The sequence below is a fragment of the Streptomyces sp. EDA2-14 genome, from assembly GCF_054963755.1.
The window spans coordinates 244,907-259,194 of the sequence record NZ_JBUEGE010000003.1; the positions used below are offsets into that span (position 1 = coordinate 244,907).

At 72.3% G+C, this 14,288-nt stretch carries 12 protein-coding genes; 6 read left to right on the forward strand and 6 right to left on the reverse strand.

All coding sequences use genetic code 11. The features are described 5' to 3' along the window. Positions 1–5 precede the first annotated feature (5 nt). Positions 6–788 carry an MHYT domain-containing protein gene (locus ACY34M_RS10955; RefSeq protein ID WP_462719422.1) on the reverse strand — a complete coding sequence of 261 codons (783 nt, stop codon included), beginning with the start codon at positions 786–788 and terminating at the stop codon, positions 6–8. 293 nt (positions 789–1,081) lie between these two features. Further along, positions 1,082–1,717: a winged helix-turn-helix transcriptional regulator gene (locus ACY34M_RS10960; RefSeq protein ID WP_462719423.1), complete on the reverse strand. Its 636-nt coding sequence runs from the start codon at positions 1,715–1,717 to the stop codon at positions 1,082–1,084. Between the two features lie 113 nt (positions 1,718–1,830). Between ACY34M_RS10960 and ACY34M_RS10965 the strand changes: the two genes are divergently transcribed. Further along, positions 1,831–3,039, forward strand: a complete 1,209-nt coding sequence (locus ACY34M_RS10965; protein ID WP_462719424.1) for a pyridoxal phosphate-dependent aminotransferase — start codon at positions 1,831–1,833, stop codon at positions 3,037–3,039. Positions 3,040–3,389: 350 nt separating this feature from the next. After that, positions 3,390–3,626, forward strand: coding sequence for a hypothetical protein (locus tag ACY34M_RS10970; RefSeq protein WP_462719425.1), 237 nt, complete (start codon positions 3,390–3,392; stop codon positions 3,624–3,626). 39 nt (positions 3,627–3,665) lie between these two features. On the opposite strand, the gene ACY34M_RS10975 is transcribed toward ACY34M_RS10970, so the two are convergent. Both ACY34M_RS10975 and ACY34M_RS10980 read right to left on the reverse strand, forming a co-directional pair. After that, positions 3,666–4,979, reverse strand: a complete 1,314-nt coding sequence (locus ACY34M_RS10975) for an SWIM zinc finger family protein (protein ID WP_462719426.1) — start codon at positions 4,977–4,979, stop codon at positions 3,666–3,668. Continuing rightward, positions 4,976–7,924: a DEAD/DEAH box helicase gene (locus tag ACY34M_RS10980; RefSeq protein ID WP_462719427.1), complete on the reverse strand. Its 2,949-nt coding sequence runs from the start codon at positions 7,922–7,924 to the stop codon at positions 4,976–4,978. The genes ACY34M_RS10975 and ACY34M_RS10980 overlap by 4 nt, the downstream gene beginning before the upstream one ends. Positions 7,925–8,142: 218 nt before the next feature. Between ACY34M_RS10980 and ACY34M_RS10985 the strand changes: the two genes are divergently transcribed. The 4 genes from ACY34M_RS10985 to ACY34M_RS11000 all read left to right on the forward strand — a co-directional run bounded on the left by ACY34M_RS10985 (position 8,143) and on the right by ACY34M_RS11000 (position 11,113). Beyond that, entirely contained in the window at positions 8,143–8,736 is a 594-nt protein-coding gene (locus ACY34M_RS10985; RefSeq protein WP_462719428.1) for a histidine phosphatase family protein, read from the forward strand. An 86-nt stretch (positions 8,737–8,822) separates the two neighbouring features. Further along, positions 8,823–9,449 carry a hypothetical protein gene (locus ACY34M_RS10990; protein ID WP_462719429.1) on the forward strand — a complete coding sequence of 209 codons (627 nt, stop codon included), beginning with the start codon at positions 8,823–8,825 and terminating at the stop codon, positions 9,447–9,449. Between the two features lie 85 nt (positions 9,450–9,534). Beyond that, positions 9,535–9,957, forward strand: a complete 423-nt coding sequence (locus ACY34M_RS10995; RefSeq protein WP_462719430.1) for an acyl-CoA thioesterase — start codon at positions 9,535–9,537, stop codon at positions 9,955–9,957. Between the two features lie 211 nt (positions 9,958–10,168). Further along, on the forward strand, positions 10,169–11,113 hold the full coding sequence (locus tag ACY34M_RS11000; protein WP_462719431.1) for a hypothetical protein: 945 nt from the start codon (positions 10,169–10,171) through the stop codon (positions 11,111–11,113). 46 nt (positions 11,114–11,159) lie between these two features. Here the strand turns inward: ACY34M_RS11000 and ACY34M_RS11005 are convergent, their stop codons facing one another. After that, positions 11,160–12,533, reverse strand: a complete 1,374-nt coding sequence (locus ACY34M_RS11005) for a nucleobase:cation symporter-2 family protein (protein ID WP_462719473.1) — start codon at positions 12,531–12,533, stop codon at positions 11,160–11,162. 357 nt (positions 12,534–12,890) lie between these two features. Beyond that, positions 12,891–14,276 carry an 8-oxoguanine deaminase gene (locus ACY34M_RS11010; protein ID WP_462719432.1) on the reverse strand — a complete coding sequence of 462 codons (1,386 nt, stop codon included), beginning with the start codon at positions 14,274–14,276 and terminating at the stop codon, positions 12,891–12,893. Between the last annotated feature and the right edge of the window lie 12 nt (positions 14,277–14,288).

A 14,288-nucleotide genomic window follows, 5' to 3' on the forward strand; every position in this document is an offset into this window, starting at 1 on the left:
CGCGCCTAGGTGGCGGGCAGCTCGACCTCGTGCAGCGGGCGGGCCGCGGCCTCGCTCTGCGCGCGCTCGTCGGCGGTCGGCGACAGCGCGACGAAGGCGCAGGTCAGGAAGAGGAACGAGCCGAGCACGACGGCCAGCGGCAGGATGAACGCGGTGGCGGTGGCGCCGGTCAGCGGGGCGGTGCCCGCGTGCACGCTGACCTTCACGGCGGCCATGCCGGTGTAGTGCATGCTGCTCACCGCGAGCCCCATGACGAGGGCTGCGACGGCCGCGACCACGGGTCCGCGCACGGACAGCGCGGCCCACAGCGCGGCGGACGCGGCGACCACGGCGATCACCACGGAGGCGACCACGAGCACGGGGTCGTAGGCGAGCGATCCGTTGAGCCGCACGGCCGACATGCCGATGTAGTGCATCGCGGCGACGCCGAGTCCCGTACCGAGTCCGCCGAGGACGACGGAGAGGGCGCGGGACTTTCCGTACCCGGCGATGAACATGCCCGCGCCGACCACCAGGATGGCCACGACGAGGCTCAGCAGGGTGAGGGGGATGTCGTAGCGGATGGCCGTGCCGTCGACCGCGTAGCCGAGCATCGCGACGAAGTGCATCGTCCAGATCCCGGCGCCGATCGCGACGGACGCGGTCAGCAGCCAGTTGCGCCGCGAGCGCCGGCCGGCGGCCTGGGCACGCGCGGTGCAGCGCAGGCCGAGAGCGGATCCCACGACCGCCATCACATAGGACAGGACTGGAGTGATCCAGCCTCCTGTCATGTGGTGCATGTGCCCCACGTTTTCCTCTCACTCTTCACAAGGACTCGCATCGGCCCCCCGATCGACCGGGACGCTAACACGCATATGACGGCTTGATCAGAGCGCTGTTTGGCCTGAACCAGGGGGGTTACTGATCGGTACGGCCCGAGTTCATGGGGTCTTCACAAAGTCGTGTGTCCTGTGACCGTCGGCGCGGTTGCGACTCTTGTCACGCCGCGCCTCGGGACGGTCCGGACATTGCCGTCGTTCCTCGCGGGACGCCTATGGGGAGAGGTTTCAGGAGGTGACGCTCCGGGTGGAGGCAGGTCCGCTCAAGAGGTCCCGGCGCGCAGCGTCTTCGCCAGCGCACCCTCGCCGGTCACGATGACGCGACCGGCGCGCACCGCCTCGACCAGACCGACCGCGCCGCGGGCGACCTCGGCGCACACCTCGGCGTCCAGGGTGAGCCGCACATCCGGCTCGCCGTCGGGGTGGACCCCGTCCCCGTACACCGGCTCAGCGCCCACCCGGACGTGGAACACGCCCTCGTCGACCCGGACCTCCACCGTGCCCGGCTCCCCCAGCTCAGCCAACTGCCCGGACAGCGGCAGCGCCAGCCAGTGCGCCCGCACCGCGTCGGTGGGCCGCCGCTCGGCGAGGCCCGGCGCGCCCCACTCCCCGAGGGCCCGGAGGACGGGCAGCAAGCCCCGGCCCCGCTCGGTGAGTTCATACACGTACACCGACGCGGGCGCGCCGAGCCTGCGGCGCTCGGCGAGACCGTCCCGCTCCATGTCCTTGAGCCGGGTGGCCAGCATGTCCGTGCTGACGCCCGGCAGGTCGGCGTGGAGATCGGTGTAGCGGCGCGGTCCGGCGAGGAGTTCGCGCGCGATCAGGAGCGTCCAGCGGTCCCCGACGACGTCGAGAGCGCGGGCGACGGCGCAGTACTGGTCGTAGCTTCGGCGTGGCATGGCGCGCAGTCTATGCAACTTGTTGGACTTTCCAAGCAGCCACTTGGTAAAACCAAGCAAGACGAAACACGAGGTACGTCTGCGACATCCGTACGTCCGGGAGGCACACGCGCATGGAGTTCCGGCAGTCGAGCAAGCTGAGCGAGGTCTGTTACGAGATCCGCGGCCCGGTGATCGAGCACGCCAACGCGCTGGAGGAGGCGGGCCACAGCGTGCTGCGGCTGAACACGGGCAACCCGGCCCTGTTCGGCTTCGAGGCGCCGGAGGAGATCGTCCAGGACATGATCCGGATGCTCCCGCAGGCGCACGGCTACACGGACTCCCGCGGCATCCTCTCCGCGCGCCGCGCCGTCGCCCAGCGCTACCAGGCACTCGGCCTGGACGTGGGCGTCGACGACGTCTTCCTCGGCAACGGCGTCTCCGAGCTGGTCTCGATGGCGGTCCAGGCGCTCCTGGAGGACGGCGACGAAGTCCTCATCCCGGCCCCGGACTTCCCGCTGTGGACGGCGGTCACCACGCTCTCCGGCGGCAAGGCCGTCCACTACCTCTGCGACGAGCAGTCGGACTGGTACCCGGACCTCGCCGACATGGAGTCGAAGATCACCGACCGCACGAAGGCGGTCGTCCTCATCAACCCGAACAACCCGACCGGCGCCGTCTACCCGAAGGAGATCGTCGAGGGCATCCTCGACCTCGCCCGGCGGCACGGCCTGATGGTGTTCGCCGACGAGATCTACGACCAGATCCTCTACGACGACGCGGTGCACCACACCGCCGCGGCCCTCGCCCCCGACCTCGTCGTCCTCACCTTCTCCGGCCTGTCGAAGACCTACCGCGTGGCCGGGTTCCGCTCCGGCTGGATGGTGGTCACGGGACCGCAGCAGCACGCGAAGAGCTATCTGGAGGGCCTGACGATGCTGGCCTCCATGCGGCTGTGCCCGAACGCGCCCGCCCAGTACGCCATCCAGGCCGCGCTCGGCGGCCGTCAGTCGATCCGCGAACTCACCGCGCCCGGCGGCCGGCTCCTCGAACAGCGCGACAAGGCGTGGGAGAAGCTGAACGAGATCCCCGGCGTCAGCTGCGTCAAGCCCAAGGGCGCCCTCTACGCCTTCCCGCGCATCGACCCGAAGGTGCACAACATCGTCGACGACGAGAAGTTCGTCCTCGACCTGCTGCTCCGCGAGAAGATCCAGGTCGTCCAGGGCACCGGCTTCAACTGGCCGACCCCGGACCACTTCCGGATCCTCACGCTCCCCTACGCCGACGACCTCGATGCCGCGATCAGCCGGATCGGTCGCTTCCTGAGCGGGTACCGGCAGTGATCTCCCGCCGCATGTGATCCCGCGTCGGTCCGGCTCGCCAGGCACGGTGCGACGTCTCGCGGAGACGGGCTACGCAGCCCGATGGGTGGGAGCGTAGGCCGAACAGCCTTTCGCCGGTGGCCTCTTCGGACTCCCCGCGGCTGCGTAGTGCGGCCCGCCCGCCATGTTCGGGTCCACGGGCCCTCCCGCTCCGAACAGCGAAGACCCCGGCCCGGCCGGACCGCCGACGCGCCCGGGCGGGCGGCGCGCCCGACGAAGCGGCATCGGACGCGGCGCCGCGAGCGGGTACGAGCCGCCCCGCAGGGGGTACCGGGAGGGGCACCTCAGCCTCTTCAACAGGGAGCGTCAGAATGACAACACCTGCTCCGGACTGTGTCGTGCTCGACATTCCGCAGGGACTGCGGCTTGATCTGCTGGGCCTCGTCGTCGAAGTCGGCCAGGTCAGGATCGTCGCGGACCGGGACGGCCTGCTCGGCAATCTCATCGCCTCGTTGACGTGCGGTGGCGGCACGTCCGCGGCGCAGAGCCTGGAGGCCATGGCGCAGATGCTGCGCTCCCAGGAGGAAGCCGCCGCGTCCACCGCCTGACCGCCGCCGGTTCCGAACGTCGCCTCCGTGGGAGTGCGCCTACGGGCCGAGCAGAGCGTCGAGCGTCGCCACCGGGTCCGGGCCCGGCTCGCCTCTGGGCCACCAGTCCTCGCCGCCGGGCTCCGACTCGTACCCGTACCACAGGCCGTCGCGGCCGAGGCGGAGTTGGACGGAGGCCGTCGACAGGCTGTTGCGCCGGGGGCGGAACTCCGGGTGGCCGGTGGCGAGCAGGGCGGGGCGGGCGCGGTCGAAGGGGCCCGCCGGCGGGTCCCACTCCTCTTCGAGGACCGAGAGCCCTTCGAGGCCGCCCTGCCGCCAGGCCGCGACGGCGCGCGCGAGGTCCGTGGGGGTGCGCCCGGTGCCGCGCGACAGCGAGGCGTACAGCGCGCGGGTCGCCGCCGTGAGCCCCGAGCCGGGGTGGGCGGCGGCCAGCCGGACCGCGTCCTGCCACGGGGACAGCACGGCGATCGGGTCCGTGCCCGTGGTGAGCAGCGCGTGGGCGCGGACGCCCGCCTCCGTGGCGAGGAGGTCGAGCGCGAGGGGGTCGGGGGCGTCCGGCGCCTGGGGGTAGGAGGGCGGGCGCTCCGGGTGGACCGGGGCCGGGAACTCCGGCGGCGGCGCGGGCAGTTGATCCGCTGCCGCGAACGCCTCCCGGGCCGGGACGGAGGCCGGCTCCGGGCCTTTCGCCTCGGACTGCTCCGCCGCCGCGTACACCGCCCCCCGCCGGGTGAGATCGCGCAGCAGCTCCTGCTCGCCGCGGCCGCGCAGCAGGAAGAGGACGAACGGGTCCTCGTCGACGAGCCGCGCCGTCTGGTAGCAGAGCGCCGCCGCGTGCTTGCAGGGCTCGCCGCGGTCCGGACAGGTGCACTCGGGCACGAGGTCGTCCGCCACGGGCAGCAGGTCCACGACGGCCGCGAGCGCGTGCGGCACGTCCTTGTCGAGGAGCGACGCCATGTGCTCGGGACGGGACGCCGCCGTCTCCAGGAAACGGTCCCAGGCGTCGTCCGTCAGCGTGCGCAGCCGCAGTTCGGCCCGGTAGGGGCGGGAGCGCGAGCCGTGTACGTAGGCGACGACGCGGCCAGGGGTGACCGTGATCGCGTCGACGTGGCCGCGGTCCGCGTAGGCACGTCCGCGCGTGAGGCGGCCCTGGTCGAGGGCGGTGTCCTCGAGTGCCTCGACCCAGGCGTTCCCCCACCATGTCAGGGCGAAGCCGCCGCCCGGCTCGGCGCGCGGCGGCAGCGGCGGGAACGTCCGGCGGGTGTCCAGGTGCCGGGCCCGCGCCTGCTCGTCGGCGTCCGCGCGGCCCGGCACGTGCGGCCGGTGTGTCCTGTGGGGCTTTCGCGTCGGACTCATCGCGTCGCCTCCCTGCGCAGCGTCACGAGGTCCGTGAGCTCCCGGTCGGTCAGCTCGGTGAGCGCCGCCTCGCCCGTGCCGAGCACTGCGTCCGCCAACGCCCGCTTCGTCGCGAGCAGTTCGGCGATCCGGTCCTCCACCGTGCCCTCCGTGATGAGCCGGTGGACCTGCACGGGCTGGGTCTGCCCGATGCGGTAGGCACGGTCGGTGGCCTGCTCCTCGACGGCCGGGTTCCACCAGCGGTCGAAGTGGATCACGTGTCCCGCGCGCGTGAGGTTGAGTCCGGTGCCGGCCGCCTTCAGGGAGAGCAGGAAGACGGGCACTTCGCCGGACTGGAAGCGGTCGACCATGCGCTCGCGCTCGACGATCGTGCTGCCGCCGTGCAGGAGCTGGCTGGGGATGCCGCGGGTGGTCAGATGCGTGGAGAGCAGCTTGGCCATCGCCACGTACTGGGTGAAGACGAGCACCGAGCCGCCCTCCCCTCTCCCACCACCGCCCTTCGAAGGAAGTCGCTCCGCTCCCTCATTGAATTCGGCGACGATCGTGTCCAACAGCTCGTCCAGCAGGGCGAGTTTGCCGGAGCGGCCCGCCAGGCGCGGGCGGGAGCCGTCGCCCTGTCCCTCCTTGAGGTACTGCGCCGGGTGGTTGCAGATCTGCTTCAGCGACGTGAGCAGCTTCATGATGAGGCCGCGTCTGCCGATGCCCTCGGCCTCCTCGATCTGCGCCATCGACTCGCGCACCACGGCCTCGTAGAGCGACATCTGCTCGCGGGTGAGCGGCGCGGGGTGGTCGGACTCGGTCTTCGGGGGCAGTTCGGGCACGATGCCGGGGTCGGACTTCCTGCGGCGCAGGATGAACGGGCGGATCAGGCGGGCGAGCCGCTCGATCGCCTCCGGGTTCGTCCCGCCGTGTCCCTGCAGGGGGACCTCGCCCTCGACCACGCGCGCGTGCCGGGCGCGGAACGCCTTGAGGGGGCCCAGCAGTCCGGGCGTCGTCCAGTCGAGCAGCGCCCACAGCTCGGACAGGTCGTTCTCCACGGGTGTGCCGGTGAGCGCCACGCGCGCGGGGGCCTCGATCGTGCGCAGCGCCTTCGCCGTCGCCGAGTTGGGGTTCTTCACGTGCTGCGCCTCGTCGGCCACGACCATGCCCCAGGTGTGTCCCGCGAGTTCGCCGGCGCGGGTGCGCAGGGTGCCGTACGTGGTGAGGACGAAGCCGCCCTCGACGCCGGCCAGGGCGCGGTCCACGCCGTGGAAGCGGCGCACCGGGACGCCGGGGGCGAACCGCTCGATCTCCCGCTGCCAGTTGCCGAGCAGCGACGCCGGGCAGACGACGAGCGTGGGCGCGGAGCGGGCGCGGCGCAGGTGCAGCGCGATGAGCGTGACGGTCTTGCCGAGGCCCATGTCGTCGGCGAGGCAGCCGCCGAGACCGAGCGAGGTCATGAGGTCGAGCCAGGCGAGGCCCCGCAGTTGGTAGTCGCGCAGCGTCGCGTGCAGTCCCTCGGGCGGCTCCACGGTGTCGATGCCGCGCGTGAGCCGGTCGCGCAGCTCGGCGAGGCGGCCCGTGGGCACGGCCGCGACCCGCTCCCCGTCGACCTCGGCCTCGCCGGTGAGCGCGACCGCCAGCGCGTCGACGGGCTGCAGCAGGCCCAACTCCCGCTTGCGCGCCTTGCGTACGAGATCGGGGTCGACGACCACCCACTGGTCGCGCAGGCGCACCACCGCGCGGTGCGACTCGGCGAGCAGATCCATCTCGCGCTCTGTCAGCGGGTCCCCGTCGAGCGCCACCTGCCAGTTGAACTTCAGCAGTTCCTCGCTGTCGAAGAACGCCGTGCCGTCGGTGGCCGAGCCGGGCGCGGCCTGCGCGCGCACCACGGCCGTCGCGGTGAGCGAGCGGGCGATGTCGCGCGGCCAGTGCAGCGTGACCCCGGCCTTGGCGAGGCGCGCCGCGCCGGGCCCGAGCAGATCCGTCAGCTCGCTCTCGGACAGCGCGAGGACGTCCGGCACGTCCTGCTCCAGGAGGCGGCCGAGCGGCGGCCAGGCGAGTGCGGCCCTGCGCACCGCGAGGACCGCGTCGATCCGGGTGCGCGGGCCGAAGTGGTCCCCGGCCTCTCCCGCCCACAGTCCGGCGGCGTCGACCACGCGCGTGGGATCGGCGAGGCTGTGCACCTGGACGACGGCGGCGCCCGCGCGGCGCGCGCCCGAGCCTTCGGAGGACTCCGCCTGCGCCCCCGGCTCCGGCTCCTCGTCCCTGTCGAACAGGGCGTACTGCGACAGGTCGAGCCGCAGCGACACCTTCACGCCCGCGTCGAGCCCGGCCGCCGCCTCGACCGCCCAGGGCCGGGCCCGCGGAATGTGCTGGGCCGCCGCGGCGGCGAACGGGGCGCCCGCCGCGTGCGCCGCGGCCGGGGTGCGGGGCAGGGCGTCGGCCACCGCGTCGAGCAGCGCCCGCACCAGCGCCTCGGGCTGCGGCACCCGCAGCGGCTTGCTCCCCGGCACCGGCGTCGCGTACCCCTCGGGCGGCAGTGCGGCGGCGATGGCCCGCAGCTGCGCCACGTCGTCCTCGTCGAGCGGGCCCGCGCGCCACGCGTCGTGGTCGGACGCGGTGAGCCCCGGAAGGAGGCGGCCCCGCGCCACCAGGTGCAGGGCGTGCGCAGCGGCCGCTCCCCAGGCGGCGGCCGCGGGGTGGGCGCCCCGGGTGCGGCGGGCCCGCAGGAGCGGCGGTAGGGCGTCGAGGACCGGGAGCACGAGCGCGGGCACCTTGTGGCTGCGCACGGCCGAGCCGTGCGGGCGCACGACGGTGAGCTGCGTGTCGGCCCCCGGAAGACGCGGCCCGTCCGGTCCCTCCGCCCCGTCCGGGCACCAGAAGGCGATCCGCCCCGCACGCGGCAGCGGATCGGGCAGAAAGACGGCGGCAGCGCCCAGCGGGACACCCGAAAGCTCCAGCACCCTCGCGCCACCTCCCTCTCTCTCGACTCGGCCGGCTCAGGACCGCTCTCTCGACTCGGCGGACTCAGGCCCGACGACCCCTACGACCTTACGGGCCGGGTCTGACAATCCTTGATCCGTGGCCCGCCTCCAGCGCCCCGCGCCCCGCCCGGCGACAATGAGCGGGTATCCATGCACAACCCCGTATCTGTCCACCTTCAAGCGAACAGGCGCGAACCTTGGGTGATCTGCTTCTCGTCCGGCACGGCGAGACCGAATGGGCCCTGACCGGACAGCACACCGGCCTGACCGACATCCCGCTGACCGAGAACGGCCGTGAGGAGGCGCGCCGGGTCGCGCCGCTCGTGAACAGCTACCACGTGGGAGCGGTGTTCGTGAGCCCGCTCCAGCGCACCCGCGAGACGGCCGAGCTCGCCGGCCTCAAGCGCTACACCGTCGACTCCGACCTGCACGAATGGGACTACGGAGCGTACGAGGGGATCACCACGCGGGAGATCCAGCGCACCCGGCCCGACTGGTACCTGTTCGACGACGGGGTGCCTCCTGGGCCGCCCGAGCATCCCGGCGAGACACCGGAGCAGGTGGGTGAGCGGGCCGACCGGATGCTCTCCAAGGTGGACGCGGCGCTCTCCAACAACGAGGGCAGCGTCGTCCTCGTCTCGCACAGCCACTTCCTGCGCGTCCTGACCGCGCGGCGCCTGGGCCTGCCCGCATCGGGCGGCTCGCACTTCCTGCTGGCGACGGGCACGGTCAGCCGTCTCACCTTCGAGCACGGCAGACCGGTGATCTCCGGCTGGAACCTGCGCCCCTGAGCCGCGGGGCCTGCTCCCCCGGCCCGTTGTCAGTCCCGTCGTGCACCATCGTCAAAGGACGGGAGGCACGAGACGGGAGGCACGCCATGACCAGACCGCCGACTGCCACACAGCGCCGCATCATCGAGGCCGCCGATCCGGAGACCGGCCGGATCTCGGGCAGCCCTGCCCAGCTCGCGCGGCTCGTCGTGCTGAAGCTGGCGTTCCGGCACCCGCGTCCTCCGCACGACCACTTCCTGACGCCCGCGGGGCACCGGCTGCGCGAGGCCGGTGCCGAGCCGCCGGCCGCCGAGCCCGAACCGGCCGCGCCCAGTGGCCTGTTCGCGGCGCGGCTCGGTGGGGAGGAGTCGGCCGGATCGGGGCCCGCGCGGGCGCGCGAGGTGCGGACGGCCTGGCAGGGCCTGCTGGAGATACGCCGGATGACCAGCCCCGACGGGGCGACGGACCGGCCCTGCGCCTGGGAGCGGGGGCGGCTCGCGCAGTCGGCCGCGCTCGCCCTGGAGGCGGCCGGCTGCGCGCCCGCCGGAGAGGACACGCCCGGCTACCGGGTGCGCGACACCCCGCAGCCGGAGGCCGTCGCCGTACGGCATCCGGAGCGGGCGGGGCTCGCGGAGTGCGCGGCGGCGCTGGGCGCGGCGGGCTGGCAGGTCAGCGAGCACGCGGAGCCGCGCGGCGGGGCCCGTTACCTGCTGGCGTCACCGAGACGCACGTAACAGTGCACGCGATGCCGTACCCGGCCCGCGGGTTGGCATGATCGACACAACGCCCCGCGCAACGCCCACTGTCGAGAGGAACGTCGTGACAGAGCAGTTTTCCGTACCGGTCGAGGTCCGCGGGTACGAGATCGACGTCAATGGACACCTCAACCAGGCCGTCTATCTGCAGTACGCGGAGCACGCGCGCTGGTCGTTCCTGCGCCACGGCGGCCTCGACGAGGGCGCGCTGCTCGGTCACGGGGTGGGCCCCGTCGTCCTGGAGACGAACATCCGCTATCGGCGGGAGTTGCGCGCAGGCGATGTCGTCGACGTGAGCTGCGCCTTCGAGTTCGGCGACGGCAAGGTGTTCCGCGTCCACCAGACGATCACCAAGGCGGACGGCACGGTGGCGGCCGAGGTGTCCGCGGTGAGCGGCATCATGGACCTCACCGAGCGCAAGCTGGTGAAGGAGCCGGGCAAGATCTTCAAGGAACTGGCCGCGTCCCCGGCGGTCTTCGGCCTGTGAGCGACGCGGTGCGGGTGCCGGCCTGACGGGTCGGCACCCGCACCGGGTTGAGGCAGCAGTACACCGCGAGCGCTCCGTGCGGGGCAGTCGTCGAGACACCCTTGCCACCTCCCGAGAAGATCGCTACGGTCCGATACGACCCCACTTTCTACGCGCGTCAACCTCGTGCACGGCACACCCGCACGCTCCCCCACGCGAGAGGCATCCGCCCATGCAGTTGCGCCACAAGTCCCTGCTCTCCGCCGCGTTCGTCACGCTGGCCCTTGCCGCGCCGGCCAGTGCGGGCGAACCGGCCGACGGCTGGCAGCAGGTGGGCGACGACGCGAAGTCGGGGGTCAGCGGGCTCGCGCTCACCGGCGGGGCCGCGGCCGACGGCTCGGCGCAGGCCCTGATCGTCCACGACAACAAGAAGCCCGGCGAGCGGCGGGTCAGCCGTGTGTCCTTCCACCCGTCCGCGCCGAAGGACACGAAGGTCACCCCGGTCGCGTGGGAGGGCCCGGAGCCCAAGGACCTGGAGGCGATCGAGGCGGTGCCCGGCTCGCCCGGCGAGTTCGTGGCGCTGGCCAGCAGGGGCCTCGTGTACCGGCTGCAACTGGCGGGCGACACCGTACGGGTGCTCGACGTGGGGCCGCTGCCCGCGATACCCGAGGACGCGAACTTCGAGGGCTTCGCACTCGGCACGTCGGCGCAGGGGAAGACCGTCGCGGTGTGGGCGGAGCGAGGGGCCGGCGCGGACCGTCCGGCGGCGGTGTTCGCGGCGCCGTTCGCCGTCGACGAGTACGGGGAGGCGGAGTTCGGGGCCGTACGCGAGGCGGAGTTCCGGGCGTCCTACCCGAAGGGGGACGTGCGCCACGTCTCCGACATCTCGATCACCACATCGGGCCGGATCATGGTGAGTTCGGCCTCGGACGCCGGGGACGACGGGCCGTTCGCCTCGGCGGTGAGCGAGGCGGGGCAGGTGTCGCTGAACGCGTCGGGCAGCAGGGCGACGCTGCGGATCGCGAAGCCGCGGACCTCGCCGGAAAGGTTCGACGGGCGCAAGATCGAGGCGGTGGAGTGCCTGCCGGGCGCGGACGCGAAGGGCGCGGCGCTGCTCGGCACGGACGACGAGAATCTGGGCGGGTACGTGAAGTCGGCGCGCGTGTGCGGACGTTGACGCGGCTTGGGGTGGCGCCACGCGCCTCGCGCCACCCCACCCTCCGTCAGTGCGCGGCCCCGGCGGTTCCGGCGGTTTCGGCCGCCGCGGGCTTGGTGCGCGGTCCCGCGATGTCGCTGCCCCCCTCCATCGGATGCGTGACGTCGTCGGCGTCGCGCCCCTTGCCGATGTGGTTGAAGAGGAGGTTCAGTACGACCGCCGCGACGCAGCCCGTCGAGATGCCCGAGTCCAGGATGATCTTCGCGTTCTCCGGGAACGCGTGGTAGAACTCCGGCACCGCGATCGGGATGAGGCCGACCGCGAGCGAGACGGCGACGATGAGGACGTTGTTGTCCTTGTCCAGGTTGGCCTTGACCAGGGTCTGGATACCGCTGGCCGCGACCGAGCCGAACAGCACGACACCGGCGCCGCCGAGCACCGGGCGCGGCACGACCGCGATCAGCGAGGCCGCCACCGGGCACAGGCCCATCAGGACGAGGAAACCGCCGCCCGCCGCGACCACGAACCGGCTGCGGATCTTCGTCATCGCGACGAGACCGATGTTCTGCGCGAACGCGCTGCACATGAAGCCGTTGAACAGCGGGCTGATGGCGGTGCCGAGGGTGTCGGCGCGCAGTCCCGCCGCGATGGTCTTCTCGTCGGCCGGGCGGTCGACGATCTCACCGAGGGCGAGCATGTCGGCGGTCGACTCGGTCATCGAGACGACCATGACGACGCACAGCGAGACGATGGCCGCGCCCGCGAACTGCGGGGCGCCGAAGTGGAACGGGGTCGGGAAGCCGATGAGGTCCGCCTCGCCGACCGGCGAGAAGTCCGTGGCGCCGAACGGGATCGCGACCACCGTGCCGATCACCAGACCGAGCAGCACCGCGATCTGCTTGACGAAGCCGCTCGTGAAGCGGCGGATGACCAGCACGATCACGAGCGTGATGCCGGCGAGCGCGAGGTTCTTCATCGAACCGTAGTCCGCCGCCTTCGCGTCGGGCCCCTGGGCCCAGCCGAAGGCGACCGGCATCAGCGAGACACCGATGAGCGTGATGACCGTGCCGGTGACGACCGGTGGGAAGAACCGGACCAGTTTGGAGAAGAACGGCGCGGCTATGAAGCCGAGCACACCCGCGACGATCACCGCGCCGAAGATGATCGGCAGCGCGTCGTCCTTGTCCTTCGTGGAGCCGACGACGGCGAGCATCGGGGCGACGCCCGCGAAGGTCACGCCGTTCACGAACGGCAGCCGGGCGCCGATCTTCCAGATGCCGAGCGTCTGGAGGAAGGTCGCGAGGCCCGCCGTGAACAGGCAGGCGCCCGTCAGGAACGTCAGGTCCTTCGGGCTGAGCCCGATCGCGGCGCCGACGATGAGCGGGGGCGCGACCACGCCCGCGTACATCGCGGCGACGTGCTGAAGACCCGTCGTCGCCATCTTCAGCGGCGGCAGCTTCTCGTCTACCGGATGTTTGGTATGCCCCGCCCGCGCCTCTTCGGCCTCGTCGGGGGTGGTGCCTTGCTTGGTGAACCCGGGCTTCGTCGCCACTGCGGCTCCTCCGGTTGTTTTCCAGCCCCGGCAGGCCGCCGGCGCTTTTCGCTTCTGGGAGGTGGTGCAAGGTGCAAGGTGATGCTGGTGGTGCGGCTCTGTTCGGTTGTTGTGCGCCCAGGTATTACTGGCCGCCCCGGGGACGTGAGGCTTTGGGCCACATCCCGGGGGCGGCACTCGAGCAGCCCGCTCGGCAGCTCGAGTCCCCGGCCAGGGGCCGTCCCCCCTGACCGGAGTCTCAAAAGGTCAGCTCTCGGCGGTGATCCGCGCGAGGCGCTGCGCCTCCGTCCGCGTGGAGCGGGCGATGGCGTCCTCGTCGACGTGCAGCAGGCGGCTGTCCTCGACCACCGGCTTGCCGTTCACGAGGGAGAGGGTGACCGGTGCGGCCGCGCCGAAGACGAGCGCGGTCACCGGATCGGCGATCGATGCGTGGGCGAGGGTGTCCATCTTCCACAGCACCAGGTCGGCCAGCTTGCCGGCTTCGAGCGACCCGATCTGGGTGGCCCGGCCGAGCACTTGAGCGCCTCCGTACGTCCCCAGGCGCAGCGCCTGACGGGCGTTCAGGGCCGCCTCGCGGTGCGCGCCGAGGCGGTTGATCAGGAGGGCGTTGCGCAGTTCGGTGTGGAGTTCGCCCGACTCGTTGGAGGCGGTGCCGTCGACGCCGAGGCCGACCGGTACGCCGGCCGCGAGCATGTCGGGGACGCGGGCGATGCCCGCCGCGAGCCGGGCGTTGGAGGACGGGCAGTGCGCGACACCCGTCTTCGTACGCCCGAACGCGGCGATGTCGGAGTCGTTCATGTGGACGCTGTGCGCCATCCACACGTCCTCGCCGAGCCAGCCCGTCGACTCGAAGTAGTCGGTCGGGCCCATGCCGAACAGCTCGTGGCAGAACTTCTCCTCCTCCACGGTCTCGCTGCCGTGGGTGTGCAGCCGGACCCCGAGGCGGCGCGCCAACTCGGCGCCCTGCTTGAGGAGTTCCGTGGAGACGGAGAAGGGCGAACAGGGGGCGACCGCGACCTGCGTCATCGCGTCGAAGGAGGCGTCGTGGTGCTTGTTCACCGTCTCCTCGGTCGCGGCGAGCGCGCCGTCGAGGGTCTCGACGGCGAAGTCGGGCGGCAGTCCGCCGTCCTTCTCGCTGCGGTCCATGGAGCCGCGCGCCAGGGTGAAGCGCACGCCCATCTCGGAGGCGGCCCGGATGATCGATCCGGAGAGGTCGCCCGAGCCCTGCGGGAACACGTAGTGGTGGTCCATGGCGGTGGTGACACCGCCGCGGGCCATCATCGCGAGGGAGCCCTGCGCCGCCGCGTACGTCATCTGCTCGTCGATGCGCGCCCACGTCGGGTACAGCGCCACCAGCCAGTTGAACAGGTTGTGGTCCGTCGCCAGGCCACGGGTGATCCACTGGTAGAAGTGGTGGTGCGTGTTGACGAGGCCGGGTGTGGCCAGGTGGCCGGTGCCGTCGATCCGGCGGACGACGTTTTCGAGGCCCTCGGGCGCGCTGCCCGCGCCGATGGACTCGATCCTGTTGTCCGCCACGACGATGTGGCCCGAGGCGTACTCGGTGTCGTGCGCGTCGACCGTCGCGATGGCGACGTTCTCGATGACGATGCGGTTTGCCGTGGCAGGAGCCATGGTGCTTCCTTC

Bases quoted from the DNA above. Each gene is read 5' to 3' on its own strand.
- ACY34M_RS10975 (WP_462719426.1), bottom strand. From the start codon at position 4,979: ATGAGTCCGACGCGAAAGCCCCACAGGACACACCGGCCGCACGTGCCG.
- ACY34M_RS10965 (WP_462719424.1), top strand. From the start codon at position 1,831: ATGGAGTTCCGGCAGTCGAGCAAGCTGAGCGAGGTCTGTTACGAGATC.
- ACY34M_RS10960 (WP_462719423.1), bottom strand. From the start codon at position 1,717: ATGCCACGCCGAAGCTACGACCAGTACTGCGCCGTCGCCCGCGCTCTC.
- ACY34M_RS10970 (WP_462719425.1), top strand. From the start codon at position 3,390: ATGACAACACCTGCTCCGGACTGTGTCGTGCTCGACATTCCGCAGGGA.
- ACY34M_RS11010 (WP_462719432.1), bottom strand. From the start codon at position 14,276: ATGGCTCCTGCCACGGCAAACCGCATCGTCATCGAGAACGTCGCCATC.
- ACY34M_RS11000 (WP_462719431.1), top strand. From the start codon at position 10,169: ATGCAGTTGCGCCACAAGTCCCTGCTCTCCGCCGCGTTCGTCACGCTG.
- ACY34M_RS11005 (WP_462719473.1), bottom strand. From the start codon at position 12,533: ATGGCGACGACGGGTCTTCAGCACGTCGCCGCGATGTACGCGGGCGTG.
- ACY34M_RS10990 (WP_462719429.1), top strand. From the start codon at position 8,823: ATGACCAGACCGCCGACTGCCACACAGCGCCGCATCATCGAGGCCGCC.